1 protein-coding gene is annotated in these 21,973 nt (G+C 56.9%); it reads left to right on the top strand.

Annotation, left to right across the window (positions count from 1 at the left end; all coding sequences use genetic code 11):
- Positions 1-261: 261 nt before the first annotated feature.
- Positions 262-21,894, top strand: a complete 21,633-nt coding sequence (locus tag J7413_RS02495; protein WP_209096045.1) for an Ig-like domain-containing protein — start codon at positions 262-264, stop codon at positions 21,892-21,894.
- The last annotated feature ends 79 nt before the right edge of the window (positions 21,895-21,973 follow it).

The following is a 21,973-nucleotide window of genomic DNA, read 5'->3' as shown; positions in this document are numbered from 1 at the left end:
GAATTCATTGGGTCGGGGAAACCTTACCACGCTTTACGTGCGCGTCGTCTTGACTCATTGGTCAGTTTCGAAAAGCTTAGATTTTAATAAATTTGCACATGTATGTGTGATGCGTGATTGCGTTTTATTTTGCGTATCGTTTTTAGCTGATCGGTGTCGCCTAATTAATTGAAAGACATCGGTTTAATTTTACATGCGTCGCCTTTTCTGCGGCGTCGCGTTCGTTTTGTGCCTCACGGTCGTTTTTTGAGGGAAGTTATTATGAATCAGCCGCTTGGTCCGGAGACTCTCGTTAATTCCATCACTGTTGGCAGCCAGGATAATCCGTCAGTTACAACACTATTGGACGGCAGTTTTGTGGTTGTCTGGGACTCATTTGGTCAGGACGGCGATTCAGACGGAATCATTGCCCAACGCTATTCTGCTGAAGGTGAGGAGCTCGGCCTTCCGACGGTGGTGAACACCACAGGGGTGGACACTCAAAACAACGCGCAGGTCGCGGCGACAGAGGATGGCGGATATGTTGTTGTCTGGCAGGCAAGTAACCAAGACAATCCAGGTGATTTTGATTTCGGTGTTTTTGGTCAGCGGTTTGACGCTGCAGGAAACCCCGTAGGTGACGAGTTTCAGGTCAACGACACCAATTTCAGCCGCACCCAACATGACGCTGAGGTCGCTGGTGTACCTGGCGGCGGGTTCGCTGTTGTTTATACGGACGACAATGGTGATGCGAATTTCAACGTTGGCGTACGTATGCGCCTTTTTGATGCAGCTGGGACACCGCTTGGAACGGATTTCCAGGTCAATTCCACAACCTCCTCGACGCAAGATCAGGCTGCGGTGGCGGCTATTCAGCCAAGCGCCGGCGCTGGTGGTCTTGCAACAGGTGGACTGGTGGTCGTGTATCGGGACTTTTCTGGCGCGCTGGGGTCTGGAAGTGACATTCTGGCACAACGATATGCGCCTGATGGCACGCCGCTGGGTGCTGAGTTTATTGTTAACACGACAACCGTATCAACGCAGGACGATCCGTCGGTGGTTGGGCTAACCGGCGGCCGATTTGTCGTGACATGGCAAGATCAAAGCGGCGCCGATGGCAGCAGTAATGGCATTTTTGCGCAGGTCTATGAAGGCGACGGAACAGCTGTTGGCTCTGAGTTTCAGATCAATGTCGAAACGTCCTCCTCACAGTCTGACCCTGAAGTGACGGCATTGGATGATGGTGGGTTTGCCGTCATCTGGACGTCGAGTGCTTTTGGATCCGCGGGTGACGGCAGCGGTCAGGGCGTCTTTGCACGGCGCTTTGATGCGGATGGGGTGGCGCAGACTGGCGAGTTTCAGGTTAACGAAGAAATCTCTTCGACCCAGAACCAGCCAGATATTGCGGCGCTCGCAAATGGCGCTTTTGTTGGTGTCTGGACCTCTGCGAACAGTGGATCCGCTGGGGATGGCGACAGCAATGGGGTGTTCTTGCGCCTGTTTGGCGATCCTTTGGTGGCGCCGGTGCCCTCCGCCAGCCCGGAGGTTGAGGCTGTTTCAACAACGGTGACCTTTGCAGAAGACACCGTCAACGGCACGCCGCAAAAGATCGACTTGGATGGCGCGGTGGCTGTTTCAGACGCGGACAGCGCTGATTTTGATGGCGGTCGCATTATCCTCGGCACTGTTGCCCAGACCGTGGCTGAGGATGGCTTCCTGCCGCAAGATGCAGATGAGCAGGTGCAGTTGGGGCTGGATACATCGGGCACAGTTGGTGTGAGCGGTGCACAGGTTTCTGTCGGGGGAACGGTGGTTGGCACGCTGAGTTCCGACGGACAGAACGGTGCAAACCTGATCATAACATTGAACGCAAATGCGGATGCTGCGGCGGTTGAGGTGTTGCTTGAAAACCTGACTTTTGCCAACGTGTCTGATGATCCGCGTGCGCAAACCCTGCTGCAGTTGCAGGTGGAAGACGGCGATGGTGCGACCTCTGCGCCTGTGGTGATCACCGTGAATGTCACGCCGGAGACAGATGGGGATGGCTTGCTTGGTGGAGAGCGGCAGACCAACACCGTGACCGTCGGGGAGCAAACCGATGCCCAGATCGCCGGTTTGACGGATGGCGGCTATATCTCTGTTTGGACGTCATTCAATCAGGACAACACGGGCGACAACGACAGTGGTGTGTTTGGCCAGCGCTTTGATGACCGCGGTGTGGCGGTTGGCAGTGAATTTCAGATCAACACCACGGTGACCAGCTCGCAATTTGATGCCTCCGTTGCAGGGCTGACAGATGGCGGCTGGGTGGTTGTCTGGGATGATGACACCATCTCAGGTGTGCGGCTGAATCGCTATGATGCCAATGGCGCGCTTGTTGTTACGGAAGAGCAGGTGGAGACCAACAGCTCTTCGAACCAATTTAGCCCACAGGTCGTCGGGCTGAGCAACGGCGGATATGTCGTTGTTTGGGTGTCCACCAACTTCGGGTCTGCGGGGGATGGCAGTTCCAATGGTGTGATCGCCCAGCTTTACAACGCGGCGGGTGCGCGTGTGGGCACGGAGATTGTGGTCAACCAGCAGACCACTGGCAGTCAAGATCAACCTCAGGTCACTGCGCTGCAAAATGGGCGGTTTGCCGTCACCTGGCGCGAGAATGATTCCGCCAATGGCGACGGGTCCAGTAGCTCTATCAATATGAGGCTGTTTGATGATGCCGGCGTACCGGAAGGTGGGGACATTCAGGTTAACAGCTTCTCCCCAGGCGCACAAAGCTCCAGCCATATTGCGACGTTGGACACTGGAGACATTGTGGTTGCCTGGAACAGCGCCAATCAGGATGGATCCTCTACGGGTGTCTATTATCAGCGTTTCACGGATCAGGGCGTGCCGGTGGGCCCTGAAGTGCGCGTGAATGACAGTACGAGTGGAAGTCAGGAAATTCAGGATATTATCGCGCTGGATACTGGCGGATTTGTGGTGTCCTGGGTCGACACGTCCACCCCTGCGCCGGGCAGCGGCGCTGACGTCTTCGTGCAGGTCTTTGATGCGGATGGCACGCGCATTGACAGCGAGCTTCGTGTCAACACCGAAGTCAGCGGCACCCAAAATGGTGCAGCGATGGCCGCTTTGCCAGATGGCAACTACGTGGTGCAGTGGCGTTCTGCAACCAGCGACACCGCAGGAGATGGCAGCAGCGGCGGTATCTTCCATCAGATTGTCGGAGATCCGGCGGAAATCTCTCAATCTGCTGCGCCGACATTGGTCGGGCTTGAACAGAGTATTTCCGTAAATGAGGGAGATGCAGAGGTTGGTGCACAGCTGATTGCGACAGGTGCGCTTTCTTTGTCTGACTCGGATTCCGCGGATTTTGATGGCGGTCAAATCCGTATTTCCCGCATTGTCACGGAACCTATTGCTGACGAGTTTAATGCGCCAGACAATGCAACACAGGACAATTTGTCCTTTGCCACTGGTGGGCGCGTGACGCAGGCCGGTGCAACGCTACGGGTGGATGGTGTCGATGTTGGCACGATCGTGTCAGATGGCGCAGATGGGGCGAACCTGACGGTCGACCTCTTGGCGGGGTCCACAGTTGCGCGGATTGAGGCGCTGCTGAATGCGCTGACCTTTACCAATGACAGCGATGATCCTCGGGACACACGCACCTATTCTCTCAGAATTGAGGACGGTGATGGCGGTCTGACCCAGCCGTTGTCATTTGAGCTGCGCGTGATTGGCGAAGCGGAGGCAAACACGCCGCAGGCTGTGGGGCAGGAGGTGTTGGTGAACGCCTTTGCGCCGGAAAATCAAGAAAACCAGCATGTGGCAACGCTCAATGACGGAGGCTGGGTGGTCGTTTGGACATCCAGTCAACAAGATACGCAAAGCACAGGGATCTTTGCGCAGAGATTTGACTCCGAAGGTGTGAGAGTCGGTGGAGAGTTTCAGGTCAACACCACCGAGCAAGGGCGGCAGCAGGATGCGACTGTCACCGCGCTTGAAAACGGTGGGTTTGTTATTGCCTGGGCCTCTGACAACGTGGACGGCAGCAGCAGTGATTTTGGAGTTGTCAGCCAACTTTACGATGTGAACGGGGCACCGGTCGGCAGTGAGTCGCTTGTTAATATCACGACCTCGGCGACGCAATCTGACCCATCTCTGGCAACCATTGCTTCTGGCACGACGGGGTTCCCCAATGGCGGCTATGTGGTCGCCTATTTCTCTGACAGCGGAGACGGATCAGGCGACAGCTTGTTGTTGCGCCGTTTTGAGACGGATGGCACGCCGGTTGGTGGGGAAATCGTAGCGAATGGAGTCACATCTGGCACCCAGAACAGCCCAGAAATTGCAATAAATGCGTCCGGTTTGATTGGCTTCACCTATTTTGACAATGGCGATGACATTTATGTGCGTTTCTTGAACCCAGATGGCACGCAGGCGGTTGCGGACTTGCAGATCGAAGACAGTGGCACAGTTGCCTCTATCACGGCGCTGGCTGGTGGTGGTTTTGTGGTTGCCTGGCAAGACAATCAGGGGCGCGATGGATCTGGTGTGGGGATTGAGGCCCAGCGCTTTGATGCGAACGGGGTGCCTGTCGGCAACAGCTTTATTGTGAATGAAGTCACGTCTGGCTCGCAAGTTGCGCCGGATGTGATCGGCCTCACAGATGGCCGGTTTGTTGTGGCCTGGACGGACAACTCAAACAGTCTTGATGGCAGTGGGGCCTCGGTTGTGGGGCAGCTGTATTCCGCAGCCGGAGAGCGGATCGACAGTCAATTTGTGATCAATGACGAAATTACGTTAAGCTCTCAGGGTCAGCCAGAGTTGGCCGCTTTGCCGAGTGGCAACTTTGTCGCCACATTCACGAATTTTGTAAACTCTGGCACGCAGGGTGATGGATCAGGAACGTCTGTTTACCAACAGATTTTCGGCGATCCAGCGGATTTCACGCCCTCCGAAGCACCGTTGATCCAGGGGATGACCACGGATGCAGCCTTTTCCGAGGATGACGTAAACGGAGGCTTCCTGCGTCTGGATGCCGATGCGACCGTTGCCCTTGGCGATCTTGATTCTCCTGACTTTGATGGCGGTGTCTTGACCGTTGAGGTGGATGAAACCTTCAATCAGATTGCGCAATTGGGGGGAGAGTCCGGGGAAGCGCAGGATCTTGTTGGTCTTGTGAACGGCGATGTCGGCAACGGCAATGTGACTTTGAGCGCCTATTCTATTGGTGGCACGGTATCGGTGGGCGGCACGGTTGTGGGCACGGTCACAAGCGTCGGAAACAGTTTCTCAATCACGTTCAACAGCGATGCCTCTGTCGAAGCGGTTGAGGCGGTACTGGGCAATATTGCCTATTCAAACACTTCCAGCGCACCCGCGCCGGTGCGGCGCCTGAGTGTGGACCTGTCAGACGGTGATGGCGCATCTGCGCAAACACAGTTTATCAATGTGACGGTCTCGCAAGATACGGACCTGCCGTTGGTCGGCAACCGGGAAGAGCGGGTGAACGCGCATACAGAGAACAGTCAATCCTCTGCCGATGTGGCAGAGCTGACAGGCGGTGGCGTCGTTGTGGTTTGGGAGTCGTCCGGCCAAGACAACCTGGATGGCAGTCAAGGCGTTTTTGCCCAGCTCTATGATGCCAATGGTGCGCCGATCGGCAATGAAATTGCTGTGAACTCTACGACTGCAGGCTCGCAATCACGCCCAGCAGTGGCCGCCACGGCGGACGGTGGTTTTACGGTGGTTTGGGTTGGCAACAACCAAGACGCGCCTGGTAGTTTTGATAGCGGCATTATCGGGCAACGGTTCGATGCCAGCGGTGTGGCGCAGGGGGGAGAGTTCGTTGTAAACACCGCCACAGCTGGCACGCAGTTTGAACCCGCCATTTCAGCATTTGTGGATGGGGGCTTTGTTGTCACCTATCGCTCCGACAATGGGGATGGCAATCAAGACGCCATTCTGAGCCAGCGCTTTGATGCCACCGCCAACACGGTTGGGGCAGAGATCACGGTCAATGTGGACAACACGGAGGGAGATCAATCCGATCCAGCTGTGGCGACGCTTGTGAATGGCGCGAGCAACGCAGGTCATGTGATTGTGTTCACCGCGCCAAACACGGCCAATGACGGGGATGGCAATGGTGCTGGCCTGTTCTTGCGTGTGTTTGATGCGTCTGGTGCAGCCCTTGGTGCGGATGTGCAGGTCAATACCTCAACGACAGGCAGCCAGTTTGACGCGTCTGTTGTAGGGCTGATCGGGGGTGGCTTTGTTGTCGTCTGGACGGACAGCGATGGCCTTGATGGTGGCTCAAACGGTGTGTTTGGCCAGCGCTTTGACAACAGCGGAACGCCCTTGGGCTCTGAATTCCGCGTGAATGTCACAACAATCAACGCACAGGACATGGCGGATGTCACGGCGCTTGCGGATGGAGGGTTCCTTGTCAGTTGGGATTCAGACGGTCAGGATGGGTCCAGCACCGGGATCGTTGCACAACGTTTTGATGCCAGTGGCACGCGTGTGGATGGGGAATTCCAAGTCAATGAACTGATCGACAGCACCCAGACGGCTCCAAGCGTCACAAGCTTTGGCACCGGTTTTGCTGCGGTTTGGACCTCTCCCACCAGCAATGCGGCTGGCGATGGCAGCAGCAACTCTATTCAGATGCGCACATTCACAGAGGTTGCAACGGTTCAAAATGGACCGAAGCTCAGCGATTTTGAACGCGCGCTGACCGTCAACGCAACGGATGTGACCAGCGGAAGCCTTATACTGGATGATCAGGTTGCGTTTGAAGGCCCGACAAGTGGCGGGTTTGCGGGCGGATCTCTTGAGCTTTACTACACTGAGGGCGAAACTGCCTTTGATCAGCTCAGTATCGCAACCGATGCGGTGATATCCCTCAGCTCCAATGATCTGAGCTTTGACGGTTTGGTGATTGGCACGATTGATGGCACGCTTGATGGGGCCAACGGCAATGGGCTGTTGATCAACTTCAACGCCAATGCCACCGATGCAGCGATCAAGGCACTGGTGGAACGGATTTCTTATGAATCCACTGACAGCGCTGCGAATGTTCAGTTCACGGAACGTGGCATCGGGATCACGATTACAGATGCAAGCGGGCGGCAAACGCAGCCTGACTCTGTATTCGTCAACATCACCACCAGCGCCACGACACTCCCCAACATCGTCGTTGACGATTTCCTGCGCCCAGAGTCGCAGAGGGGGGGGCGTGACCGCGAGATCGTCTTTGAGTCCGACTTCTTGAACACGCCGCAACTGATCGACGCTGACATTGATTTGGATGACAACGCGGGCGTCGGCTTTGATGGCGGCTTTGTGCAGGTTCAGGAGGTATTCAACTCCACAGGCGGAAAACAAATTTCCGTTCAGGATCAAGGCACTGGAGCAGGAGAGATCGGGCTGAGCGGCACGACTGTCAGCTATGAAGGAACTGCCATTGGGACTGTTGATGGCAGTCAAGACGGCGTTAATGGCGCAGCGCTGCGTATCAATTTGAATGCGTCGGCTACGGCTGAATCGGTCGAGGCGCTGGTTGAGGCGCTGACGTTTGAGATTACGAGTAATCTGAACAACACGACACTTGGTTTTGATCTCACTGTGAACAACGGTAATGGGTCTCAGAACAGCTTCCTGAGGTCTTCTCAGGCTCTTGTGCGTGATCTGGTTGTTGTCGCCGACAGCGCGACTGAGGAAACTCAGGTCAACAGCTTTAGCGAAGGGGGGCAGTTTTCGCCGCGTGTCGCTGAACTCAGTGATGGCTCCTATGTCGTGACCTGGGTGTCCAACAATCAGGATGCGCCGAGCAGCGACGGTATTTTTGCGCAGCGTTACAATGCACAAGGGCAGGAGCTGGGGGCGGAGTTTCAGGTCAATGACCTGCCAGGAAACGCGCAGCGGCAGGCCCGCGTCGAAGGGTTGTCCAATGACACCTTTGTCGTCACCTGGCGTGATAGCAGCGGTGCTGACGGGTCCGGACAAGGTATCTTTGGCCAAGTGTTCGATAATGATGGCACACCGCTTGGCGGCAGCTTTCAGGTAAATGAACAGACCTCTTCAACACAGACGCAGTCAGAAATTGTGGATCTTGGCGCCGGGCGCTTCATGGTTGTCTGGTCCTCAGCATCCTCTGCAGGTGCGGGCGATGGCAGCTCGAACGGAATTTTTGGCCGCACGTTTGATGCAACGGGCACACCTGAGGCAGGGGAATTCCAGATAAATCAGACCACATCTGGCAACCAGAACAGACCACAAGTGACCGAACTGCCAGGGTCCACAGATGTGATGGTTGTCTGGGAAGGACCGGATGCAAACAGCAATGGTGTTTTCGCCCAACGTGTGGACACAAATGGCAACCTGGTGACCTTTGACGGCACAGCGCTTGCGCCAGCCGGGGCCGAAGTGCAGATCAATACGGTCACAACGGGCAATCAACTGCAGCCAGATATTGCCTTTCTTGCGCCAAGCGCGGCACTGCCAAATGGCGGGTTTGTTGTTGTTTTCACGAGCCCAGACACAAGCAGTTCCGGTATTTTTGCCCGCATTTATGATGTGGATGGCACACCGCAGGGCGCGGAATTCCAAGTGAACACCTTTACCAGTTCTGATCAATGGGATCCGGTTGTGGTTGGCACGCCGAACGGTGGGTTCATTGTTGCGATCAACGATTTCGGGGCTGCTGATGGCAGTGGCGAGGGCGTTCTTGGCCAGCGGTTTAATGCGGATGGCTCGCGTGATGGCCCGATGTTTGTGATCAATCAACAGACCTCAAGCACACAGGATCAACCTGATCTTGCCCTGTTGAACAATGGCGGCATTGTGACGGTCTGGCGCTCTGTTACCTCTGGTGAAGCTGGGGATGGCTCTGGCAGCGGCGTGTTCCAGACCATTCTGGATGCGGCCGCGGTGCCTGCTGGCGCAGGGGCGCCCGTCATCGAAGGATTTGAAGACTCGGTGACCTTTGGCGAAAACACCGTGAATGCCGCGCCGCAGCTTTTGAATCAAGACGGCGCTCTGTCGATCACGGATGCGGACAGTGTTGATTTAGACGGTGGCACCTTGCTTGTGCAGCGCCTTGTTGGTGATCAGGACGGGAACGAAACACAGCGTGGTGCAAGTGAGGGCGCCTTTGAGGATCAACTGAGCATTGTTCAGGGGAATGGCGTCACGCTTGCAGGCAACACAGTGTCTGTTGACGGCACCGCGATCGGCACGATCGTTCAGGACGGCGTTGACGGCGCGCCTTTGGAGATTTCTCTGAGCGGCGTTGGCGCGACACCGGAGGCGGTGGAGGCTGTTCTGGCACAGCTGGGCTATGCCAACGTTTCTGATGATCCGGAGGCCGTACGGCAGTTCAGTGTTCAGCTGCTGGATGGCGATGGTGGCTCCTCTGGCAACAATATCATCACCGTCACCGTGACGGCAGACGAGGATCTGACGCTGTCGGCCACGAGCGGCGAAGAACAGGTCAATACATTCACGCCCTCCAACCAAATCGATCCGGCGACCTCGGCCATATTTGACGCCAGCGGCGTTCAGATCGGCTATGTGGTGGTCTGGGATAGTAGCAATCAAGATAGAACACAGGATTCCTCTACCGGGATTTTTGGCCAAATCTATGATCTGGAGGGAACACCACAGGGCAGTGAGTTCCTGGTGAACACGCATACGGAGTCTTCGCAATCTGAGCCAACCGTTACCGGGCTGCCCACTGGCGGGTTTGTCGTCGGCTGGACGGACGGCAGTGGTGCCCACCCGGCCGGTGTCGGTGTTGGAGAAAACAACACCGGTGTGTTTGCACAGATTTATGATCACACCGGTGCCCCACAGGGGGCGACGTTCCTGGTGAATGATGTGGTCAGTTCCTCGCAGCGGGATGCGGCGTTTGCTGCAGCCTCTGACGGGACAATCATTGCGCTCTACAGTGACGACAGCGGCGCGGATGGCAGTGGGACTGGTATCTTCATGCGGCGTTTTGATGACAGTGGCACGGCGCTTGGCGCCTCTGTGCAGGTCAATACAGAAACCTCAAGCACGCAAGACGATGCTGCCGTAACCATTCTGACAGGTGGCCGCATTGTCGTGACCTGGACGTCGGCGACGTCTGCATCTGCAGGAGACGGAGACGACAACGGCGTGTTTGCGCGCCTGTTTGAGGCGGATGGCACGCCGGTTGGCACGGAATTCCAAGTGAACACCAATGTCGTTAATCGACAGGAGATGGCAAAAGTAGCGGCCTTGTCTGACGGCGGCTTTGTTGTGGTCTATGAAAACTTCGCGGGCGATGGCAACGGAGACGCGATTTATCAGCAACGCTTTGACGTGGATGGCAATCCGGTTGGCGGTGAAGTGCTCGTGAATGATGTCACCTCTTCGTGGCAAACAGTCCCTGATGTGGTTGCCCTTGATGGGGGCGGCTGGGTTGTTGCGTTCAGCGATTTCAGCGGGTCGGATGGTTCTGGCGAAGCTGTGCGCGCCCAGGTCTATGCCGCAGATGGCAGCCGTGTGGATGGCAGTTTCCTTGTGAATGAACAAACCAGCGGTTCGCAAAATCAAGTTGCGCTGGTCTCTCTGCCGGGGGGGGGCTTCACCGCAGTTTGGGTCTCGGCCGCAAGCGGGTCTGACGGAGACGGCAGCGGAACCGGCGTCTTCCAGCGGCTCTTTGAGGCCTCAGCGTCTGTGCCGGGGGCGGGAAACCCAATTCTGAACAGCCTGAGCGATGTGAGTTTTGACGAAGCAGACGTAAACGCTGGCGGTCAAATTTTTGCCCCGACACTTGGACTTGGTGATTTTGACAGTGCCAATTTTGATGGTGGCGAACTGATCATCGGCATGGTGCTGAATGACACGGGGCAGCCACAGTTTGCGGCACCCGATGATCTGACGCAGGATCACTTGTCCTTTGATCTAAGCGGCGCGGTGTCCATCGCGGGCACAACGGTTTCGGTTGATGGCACCGCGATCGGCACACTTGTGTCTGATGGCGCAGATGGCGCTGATTTGGTGGTCACGCTCAACGCCGATGCGACCCCGGATCGGTTGCAGACTCTGATCCGCAACGCGACCTACGCCAATGACTCTGATGATCCTGAAACAGCGCGACTGATTTCCATCACCGTCAATGATGGCGATGGCGGGTCTGCGCGCGAGACACTGGAAGTGACCATCACACCACAGCAAGATGGCGCGGAACGTGTCGGCACAGAGGTGCAGACAAACTCCTTCACCACCGGGTCACAGTCTATGAGCCATGTCGCCGAGCTGGCAGACGGTGGCTATGTTATTGTCTGGACGTCCACCAACCAGGACGCCACCGGGGACAACAACACCGGTGTGTTCGCGCAGCGCTACGACAGCACAGGTGCGCCTGTGGGGGGCGAATTCCAGGTCAACACCAACGCTCAAGGTGGTCAGACATTTGCAGAAGTTGTGGGGCTTTCCACAGGTGGGTTTGCCGTCAGTTGGCGCGATGACAGTTCGCGCCTGAACATGCTTTCAGGCACGGCCGAGATTGTCACTCAGGTCTATGACGCCAACGGTGCAAAAGTTGGCGGGGAAGTTGCGGCGCCTGACGTTGGGGATGTCTTCACAAGCGCTGACACCCGCGTTGCGCTGGATGCCTTTGGGGACGGTGATTTTGTGCAGGTCTATGAGGCGCGCAATGAGAGCGCAGCCTTTCAGACCAATATCGTTGTGCAGCGCTACAATGATCAGGGCGGCACCGATGGCCTGCCCAGCATCATTTCCCCAATCGGGGGCGAGAGCGCATTTGATGCCGATGTTGCTGTTCAAAGTGATGGCACCTTTATGGTGTCTTTCACGTCAAACGGCTTGGAAACCGGCACGTTGGCCTCTGCTGAAGGCGTGTTTGTTCAGCGGTTTGCCGCAGATGGCAGCCAAGTGGGTGGGCCTATTCAGGTCAACACGCAAAATGTGCGCTCTACCCAGTCCGACAGCCGCATCGCAGCAACGGAAGATGGCGGCTATGTTGTCACCTACACCTCCTCAGGTGGAGATGATGGCGCAGCGACGTTTAACTTGGGCGTTTATGCCCAGCGGTTTGATGGGGCAGGTAACCCTGTTGGGGACAACTTCCTAGTCAACGAAGTTGTGGACAGTTCTCAGTTTGACTCCGATGTTGTCGGCCTGACCGGTGGTGGCTTCGTTGTGACCTTCACAGACAACAGCGGCACTGACGGCAACGGGCAAGGCGTGTTTGCGCAGCAGTATGACGCCAACGGACATCGTGTGGATGGCGCGTTGCAAGTCAATTCGGCGTTCTCAAACACCCAAGGCGACTCTGCTGTGGCCGCGCTGGCGAATGGCAATTTTGTCGTCTCCTTTTCCTCCAATGCTGCGGGGGCTGAGGGCGATGGCAGTGGCGATGGGATCTTCCATCAAATTCTGGGCGATCCAGCCGATTTCTCGATCGGTGGAGCGCCGGTTCTGGAAGGGATCAACGAAACCGTCACCTATGACGAAAATACGGTGAATGGGATCCCACAGTTGATCGACGCAAATGGCGCTGCGGCTGTGTCTGATCCGGACAGCGCTGATTTTGATGGCGGCTCTATCCTTGTGTCACAGGTGGTGTCTTCTGCACCATTGATCGACCAGATCAATGCGCCTGATGATTTGACACAAGATCAGCTTGGCCTGCGTCAGGGCAGCCAGATCACGATTTCAGGCACCACTGTGTCGGTGGATGGCACACCGGTTGCGACCATTGTGCAGGATGGGCAGGACGGCCGTGCCTTTGAGTTGAGCCTGAACACAGCAGCAACGGCTGCGATCGTGGAGTTGCTGGTCGAAAACCTCACTTATCGCAACATCTCTGATGATCCGCTGCCAGAGCGCGTCTTGCGCATTCAGGTGACAGATGGGGACGGGGGCGCATCAGAGCCTGTTGTGGTGACGGTGAGCATCACTCCGACGCCAGATGCCGCTCAGCCTCGCGGTGGCGAGGTGACCGTGAATGATGCACTCGATGATGCGGACAACATTGAGCTGGTTCAGCTGCCCGGCACAGGTGGTGATTTCATAGCGGTCTATGAGCTCAATCCAACCGATGGCGCTGGCGATGGCATCTATGCGCAGCGGTTTGATGTTCAGGGCAATAAACTTGCGCGCGACGGGTCCGGGCTTGCCAGCGGTCAGTCCGATGAATTCCGCCTGAACACCACCACAACGCAGGATCAGTTTGAGCCTCAACTTGCGGCCTTCTCTGATGGCAGCTGGGTGGCTGTCTGGACTGACGACTCTTTGGATGGCAGCAGCCAAGGCATTGTGTTCCAGAGGTTTAACGAAGATGGCACCCCGGCTGGTGGTGAGACGGTCGCCAATACCGGTACAACCTTTGATCAAGACAGCCCCGCCATCACCGTACTGAGTGATGACAAGTTTGTTGTCACATGGGACAGCGGATCCAGCGGCGGCGCGGGCGACGGCAACGGCTTTGGTGTGCTTGCGCGCGTGTTTAACAGCGACGGCACCGCTTTTGGAGCGCAGTTTGTGGTCAATACCAACACCGCGTCGACACAGGATGATCCGTCCGTCACCGCGCTGAACGACGGTGGGTTTTTGATCGCTTGGGAGTCTTCGACTGGGGATGTGGATGGCTTTGGCGTGTTTGCCCAGCGCTATGATGCCAGCGGCGCTGCCGTTGGCGGCGAATTCCGGATCAACACAAGCACCCTGTCAAACCAGACTGATGTTGAGCTGACGGTGCTCGACAATGGCAATGTGGTGGCTGTTTGGACAGATAACGTTGCCGATCTGAGTGGCGACGGGGTGTTCGCCACTGTGATTGCGCCGGATGGAACCACTGTTGTCGAGGAATTCCGCGTGAACGACCAGCGCATTGGCGGGCAATTTGATCCTGTTGTCGCGTCCCTTGATACAGGCGGGTTTGTGATTGCCTGGACGGACAACAATGGCACGGATGGCAGCGGGCAGGGCGTCTTTGCGCAGCAATACAGTGCAGATGGCGCGCGGGTGGACAGCCAGTTCCTTGTGAACACTACCACCAGTGGCACGCAGAACCAGCCAGCAGTCGAAGGTCTGCCCGGTGGCGGCTTTATTGTGGGCTGGAACGGGTCTGTCATGATCCAGGTTTATGGCAATGACACCCCATCGATTTCGCCTGTCTCGGCAAGCGGGGATGAGGACACGGCCATTGTTCTGGATGCGGCCGTGTTTGATGCGGGCTTCAGCGATCCTGATGGCAACACATTACAGGCGATCCGCATTGATACCTTCCCAACAAACGGCACTCTGGCGCTGAATGGCACGCCGGTAACAGCTGGTCAGGAGATCAGTCGGGCCGATCTGTTGGCTGGCAACCTCGTCTATACGGGCAATCAGGACTACAACGGCTCTGATAGCTTCCTCTGGACGGGCTCTGACGGTCTGGCGTTTTCCACGGATCCATCGGTGGCGGCAAACATCACCGTCAATCCCGTGAACGACGCGCCGGGGCTTGAAGCCGGGGCGGATATCACGCTGGCAGAGGGGGCATCTCTCAATCGCACGCTGACGCTCACGGATCCAGATGTGCAGACGCGCAGCTATACGGTTGATTTTGGTGATGGCAACATGGCCAGTTTCAACAGCGATCTGTTGTCTCCCTCAATCAGCAATGCCTATGCGGCGGAAGGGACGTATACCGTCACCGTGATGGTGGATGATGGCGCAGGCGCCGCCAATTCGATGGAAACGGACACCTTCACGGTGACGGTTGAGAATGCGGCACCAAATGCGGTTAATGACACTCGGTTTGTCAGCGAAGATGACGGCGCGACCACGCTGGCGGATCCGCTGGGCAATGACAGCGATCCGGGCGGTGATCCAATAACCGTGACCAATGTGGCCGGTGTGGACAGCAGCGATGCCAACTTCAACAACCCAATAACGCTGCCCTCTGGTGCAATCCTGACCTTCACCGCGGGGGGAGACTTTATCTATGATCCCAACGGCCAGTTTGAGAGCCTGCCGGACTTCCAGAATGCGTCTGACAGTTTCACCTATACCATCACTGATGATGGCGGGCTGAGTGACACGGCAACGGTGACCATCTCGATTGATGGGCAAAACGACGACCCGACAGCGCAAGATGATGCCATTGCGGCCAGCGACACAACGACGACAAATGGCAATGTGCTGGATGACAATGGCAATGGTGCAGACAGCGATGTCGACGCCTCAAACACGCTGACGGTAACCGCGCTTGACGGAGAGGCCGCTGACATTGGTGTTCAGGTCACGCTGAGTTCCGGCGCGCTGCTGACGCTCAACAGCGATGGCACCTTCACCTATGACTCCAATGGTCAGTTCCCAGCAGGTGGCACAGACACGTTTGACTACACCCTGAGTGACGGACGTGGCGGCACGGATACGGCCACGGTCACGCTCAATATTCTGAGCACCATCCAACCGCCTGTGGCACAGGATGACAGCCTGTCTGCGGATGAGGACACGATCAGCAACGGCTCTGTTCTGGCGGACAATGGCAATGGGGCTGACAGCGACCCAAATAGCGATCCGCTGACGGTGACTGAGGTGAATGGCAATGCCGCAAATGTCGGCAACGTCATTGCTCTTTCAGGTGGCGGCACGGTGACCGTGCAGTCAACTGGTGCTTATACGTTCAACCCGAACGGGGGGTATGAAGACCTTGCTGTCGGTGAAGACGCCACAGAGAGTTTCACCTATACAATCAGTGATGGCACCGGCGGCACCGATACAGCCACCGCGACGATCACCATTGCAGGGGTGAATGACGCACCTGTTGCGGGCAATGATACAAACATCACCGATGAGGATACCCCGCTGAGCTCCATGGGCGCTTCGGTGCTCGACAATGACAGCGATGCGGATACCTCCGATACACTGCGGGTGTCGGAGGTGGATGGCTCAAGCCTTGCACCGGGCACATCTGTGACCGGATCAGGTGGCGGCACTTTTGTCATCAGCTCCGATGGCACCTACACCTATGATCCGGGCAGTGCATTCAACAGTTTGCGCGCTGGGCAGACAGGGGTTGACTCTATTGGCTACACTGTAACCGACGACAATGGTGGCAGCGACACTGGGCAGCTGACCATCACTGTCAACGGGGTGAACGATGCGCCGGTTGCTCAGGATGATCAGCTCACGGTTGGGGAAGATGCGATCCTGCTCGGGGATCTGACGGTCGACAATGGCAATGGGCCGGATCTTGACCCAGACACAGGTGATATTCCGTTTGTCTCTCTGATCAGTCTGGGGGGGATGGATTACCTCGCTGGGCAGCAGATCACGCTCTCCTCTGGTGCGCTGCTGACGGTGAATGGCTCCGGCACTTTCACCTTTGACACCAATGGTGCCTATCAGACGCTCACTGTGGGCCAGTCTACCGATGAGGTTTTCACCTATACGATACAGGATGGCAGCGGGGCGACGGACACAGCGAGTGTCACCATTACGATCAACGGCAATGACGACCAGCCGATTGCGATTGCGGACAACGCGACCACGAATGAAGACCACTCTGTCAGCGGCAATGTGCTGGACAATGACTCCGATGCGGATGGCGATACGCTGACGGTCAGCGCGGTCAATGGAGAGTCCGGCGATGTGGGTAGCCAGATCACGCTCCCCTCAGGTGCCTTGCTGACGCTCAATCCTGACGGCAGCTTTGACTATGATCCGAACGACCAATTTGAAACCCTCGCTTCAGGTGACAGCGCCATTGACACCTTCAACTACACCGTGAGCGATGGGCGTGGTGGCACGGGCAGCAGCACGGCCACTGTTTTCATCACCGGTGTGAATGACGCGCCTGTGACGGGCGATGACACCTTCAACACCAATGAAGACAGCGGATTGATCCCTGGATTGGATCTCTTCATCAACAACGGCGGTGGCGTCGACTCTGACATAGATGCCGGAGATCTGTTCACCATCACCGAAGTGAATGGCCAATCCGCGAATGTGGGCACGCAGATCACATTGGGGTCTGGTGCTTTGCTCACCGTGAATGCAGATGGTTCTGCCAGCTATGATCTGAATGGGGTGTTCAATTCCCTGTCTGCGGGCCAGACTGGGACTGAGACCTTCACGTACACCATCGACGATGGCAATGGCGGCACAGACACGGGCAATGTTCAGATCAACATCGCGGGCGTGAATGATGCGCCGGATGCGGTGGATGATGGGCTTTCGGTTGCGGTGGGCGCGGCGCTGAATGGCAATGTGTTTGATGACAACGGCAATGGGCCGGACAGTGACCCGGATCAGCTCGACAGCTTTGGCGTGATTGCGGTCAATGGACAGTCTGGGGATGTGGGTACGCAGATTACGCTGACCTCCGGCGCGCTGCTGACGCTCAACAATGATGGCACGTTCAGCTATGATCAGAACGGTGCCTTTGCGGGGCTGGGTGCCACGCAGTCTGCAACAGACACGTTTGACTACACCATCAGCGATGGCAATGGCGGCACAGATACCGCCACGGTGACCGTGACCATTGGCGGCAACAACCAGCCGCCTGTGGCGCAACCTGACAGCGGGGTTGGTTTTGCAACCGATGAGGACACGGCCTTCGCCACGGCCTCTGTTCTGGCCAATGACAGTGACCCGAATGTAACCGATACGCTCACAGTGAGCAGTTTCGACACCACAGGGACAACTGGGTCAGTCACCAACAATGGCGATGGCACCTTTGACTATGATCCCAACAGTCAATTTGAGAGCCTCGCCGTTGGGGAGAGTGCGACCGACAGCTTCACCTACACCGTGAGTGATGGCAACGGGGGCACGGACACTGAAACGGTGACCATCACAATCAACGGCGTGAATGATGCGCCAGATGCGGTGGATGACAGTCTTACGACTGACGAAGACAGCGCATTGCTTGGTGATCTGTTTGCGGACAATGGCAGCGGCGCGGACAGCGACGTTGATAGCAGTGACACGCTGACCATCAGCGAAGTGAACGGGGTCGCGGCCAATGTGGGCAGCCAGACCACGCTCAGCTCTGGTGCGCTGTTGACGGTGAATGCGGATGGCACCTTTGACTATGATCCAAACGGCGCGTTTGAAACGCTGTCTGTGGGTCAGACCGGGGCGGACAGCTTCACCTACACCATCAGCGACGGCAATGGTGGCACAGATAGCGCAACGGTCGGCATCACCATCAACGGTGTGAACGACGCGCCGGTGGCGGCGGATGATGCGATCACGACCGACGAAGACAATGCGGTGCAAGGCGATGTCTTTACCGACAATGGCAGTGGTGTTGATAGCGACGTTGACGGGGCGGATACCTTCTCTGTCACAGAGGTGAACGGCAATGCGGGCGATGTGGGCACCCAGATCACGCTCCCCTCAGGCGCGCTTCTGACGCTCAACAGCGATGGCACATTTGACTATGATCCAAATGGCCAGTTTGAAAGCCTCGCTGTGGGAGAGAGTGACACTGACAGCTTCACGTACACCATTGATGATGGCAATGGCGGCACAGATACGGCGACAGCAACTGTCACGATCAACGGTGTGAATGATGCACCGGTTGCGGCGGATGATGCGATTTCCACAGATGAGGACAATCTGGTTCTTGGAGATGTCTTTGCCGATAATGGCAGTGGTGCAGACAGCGATGTGGATGCAAGCGACAGCTTTGTTGTGTCGGAAGTGAACGGCAATGCGGGCGATGTGGGCACTCAGATCACGCTTCCCTCTGGCGCGCTGTTGACGTTGAACAGCGATGGCACTTTCTCCTATGACCCCAATGGTCAGTTTGAAAGCCTTGCAGTGGGAGAGAGTGACACTGACAGCTTCACTTACACCATTGATGACGGCAACGGAGGCACAGATACCGCCACCGCAACTGTCACCATTGACGGGGTGAATGATGCACCTGTTGCAAACGATGACAGTGTCACAACGCCGTTCCAGACACAGATCACTGTGGATGTGCTGGCAAATGACACAGATGTGGACACCAGTGATGGCACGCCGGATGTGACAGGCATCCTTTTGGTGAGCGAAGGCGCGGGCACGGCTGTGCTTTTGGCGGATGACCGCATTCAGTTCACGCCGAATGCGGGCTTCTCTGGACCGGTGGAGATTGATTACACGATCTCTGATGGCAACGGGGGGACGGATACCGCGCGTCTGACCATCACAGTGGCGGGGCCGGGCAATGTGCCACCAAACGCTGTGAATGACACGATCAACACTGATGAGGACAATTCTGCCCCGGTCGCGTTGTTGAGCAATGACAGTGACAGCGATGGCGGCACGCTCACTCTGACTGAGGTGCGCGACAGTGGCGGGGCGATTATCCCGTTTGGTGTGGCGACTGCCTTGCCCGAAGGCGGCACGCTGACTGTGGCAACGGATGGCACTGGCACCTATGACCCAGCGGGTGATTTTGAAGCGCTTGCGCTGGGCGATGCGGCGATGTTCACGGTCAGCTATGATGTGAGCGATGGCCAGGGTGGCAGCGACACGGCAACAGTGACGATCAATGTGGCGGGTGTGAATGATGCACCAGAGGCCGCGGATGACAGTCTGAGCACGGACGAAGACACGCTGTTGCAGGGCAATGTCCTAAACGACAATGGCAATGGCGCGGACAGCGATGTTGATGCCGGTACTGTTCTGACCGTCACCGAGGTGAACGGGCAGGGGGCCAGTGTTGGCACGCAGATCACGCTGCCGTCTGGTGCGCTTCTGACGCTGAACAGCGATGGCACCTTTGACTATGACCCCAATGGTCAGTTTGAGAGCCTTGCGGTGGGTGAAAGCGACAGTGATAGCTTCACCTACACCATCAGTGATGGGCAAGGCGGCACAGACACTGCCACGGCGACCATCACCATTGATGGTGTAAACGATGCGCCAGTTGCTGCGGATGATGCGATCAGCACGGATGAGGACACCGCTGTACAGGGCACTGTGTTTGCCGATAATGGCAGTGGTGCTGACAGCGATGTCGATGCGACGGACAGCTTCTCTGTCTCTGCGGTGAATGGCATGGCCGCCAGCGTGGGTGTGCAGATCGCTCTGGCGTCTGGTGCTCTGCTGACCCTCAATGCGGATGGCACGTTTGACTATGATCCAAACGGCCAGTTTGAGAGTCTCGGCGCAGGTGATACTGATACCGACAGCTTCACCTACACCATTGATGACGGCAACGGCGGCACCAGTACAGCGACAGCCACTGTCACAATAAACGGAGTGAATGATGCGCCGGTGGCAGCGGACACAACTGCGAGCCTGCTGCAAGATACGTCGACCACCATCGACGTGCTTGCGCTGGCTTCGGATGCTGAAGGCGACACCCTCTCGATTGTCTCACTCAGTGCGCTGAATGCGCTGACGTTGAGTGTGGATGACCGCGGCACGCCGCTTGATACCTCTGACGATCGGATCCTCTATCAGCCAACGGCAGGTTTCACCGGGATGGACACCATCACCTATGAAATCTCTGATGGGACGACGACAGATGTTGGCACGATCATGGTGACGGTCACGCCAAATCTACCGGGCATTGTCGGGACCGCTGGCAATGACCGTCTGGTGGGCACGCCACAGGCGGATCAGATCAGCGGTCTTGCGGGCAACGACACATTGGTCGGCAAGGAAGAAAACGACATCCTTGATGGCGGCGCAGACAACGACAAGCTCACCGGTGGAGACGGTGATGATGAGTTGATCGGTGATCAGGGCGATGACCGTCTGACCGGTGGTCAGGGCAATGACACCCTGAATGGCGGCGACGGCAATGATGTCTTCTATGGCGATCTGACAGGCTCTGGTCTTGATGGCGCTATGGGTGCGGATCTCTTTGCCTTTGACATGGATGACGGTGTTGACCGGGTGTTTGACTTCGCGGCGGGGATCGACCGGGTGCAGCTTCTGGATGGTGGGGTGGCAAGCTTTGCCTTCAACGCGTCAACGGGCGACACTGTGATGACCTACGGCACGACTGTTGTGACATTCTTCAATGCGAATGTGACATCCAGCGATGTGGCGCAGATGCCACCTCTGCCTGCGCCCTCTGCGCAGGATGATCACGCGACAACCGATCTGGATACCGCTGTTATTGTCGATGTTCTCAACAATGATGATGATGGCCTTGGTGGTTTGCCTGGTCTGGCCACGGTGGGGACCGCGTCAAACGGTGCCGTGGGTATCAACACCAATGGCACCGCGTTGGATACAACAGATGACACGATCACTTACACGCCCAACGCAGGGTTTGTTGGCAGCGACAGCTTTACCTACACGGTCACCGGGGCCAGCGGGCTTGCTGCGCAGGCCACAGTGACAATTTCTGTCGGCAGCTTGAATGTGATGGGCACGGTGGGCAATGATCGCCTGATCGGCACTGCGGCGCGCGAAAACTTTGACGCGCTGGGCGGCAATGATCTGGTGCGCGCAGGCGCAGCGGCTGACATTGTCAACGGAGGGGATGGCAATGACAGGCTCTTTGGCGACGACGGCGATGATGTGCTCAGTGGTGAAGGTGACCGAGACCGGATTGACGGCGGCACGGGTATGGATGTGATGAACGGTGGGGCAGACAATGACCGGCTGTATGGTGGGCTGGGAGCTGATACGCTAACCGGTGGGGATGGCAATGATGTCATGTTCGGCGATATCGCTGGGGACAGAACCGCCGGTGCGCTGGGAGGCGATGAGTTCCACTTCGATCTGGACGACGGCGATGATCGGATCTTTGATTTTGTGTCAGGCGTGGACAGCATTGAACTGTTTGGCAATGCGGCCTTCACGCTCACGATCACAGGATCCGGGAACTCCATCATCGAATTCGGCGCGACCACGATCACGGTCTTTGACGAAATTCTGCTCAATTCCGATATCGATGTGACACTCTGATAAGCATTCAAAGCCGCATCCAGCATTGGGTGCGGCTACAGGTTACCGGGGTCGTTGTTCAGAGAGCGTCAAAACCTCT

It is taken from the genome of Shimia sp. R10_1, assembly GCF_017744095.1.
GTDB lineage: Bacteria > Pseudomonadota > Alphaproteobacteria > Rhodobacterales > Rhodobacteraceae > Shimia.
Note: the sequence above shows the minus strand (reverse complement) of the source record. Positions and strands in the feature narration are given on the sequence as shown.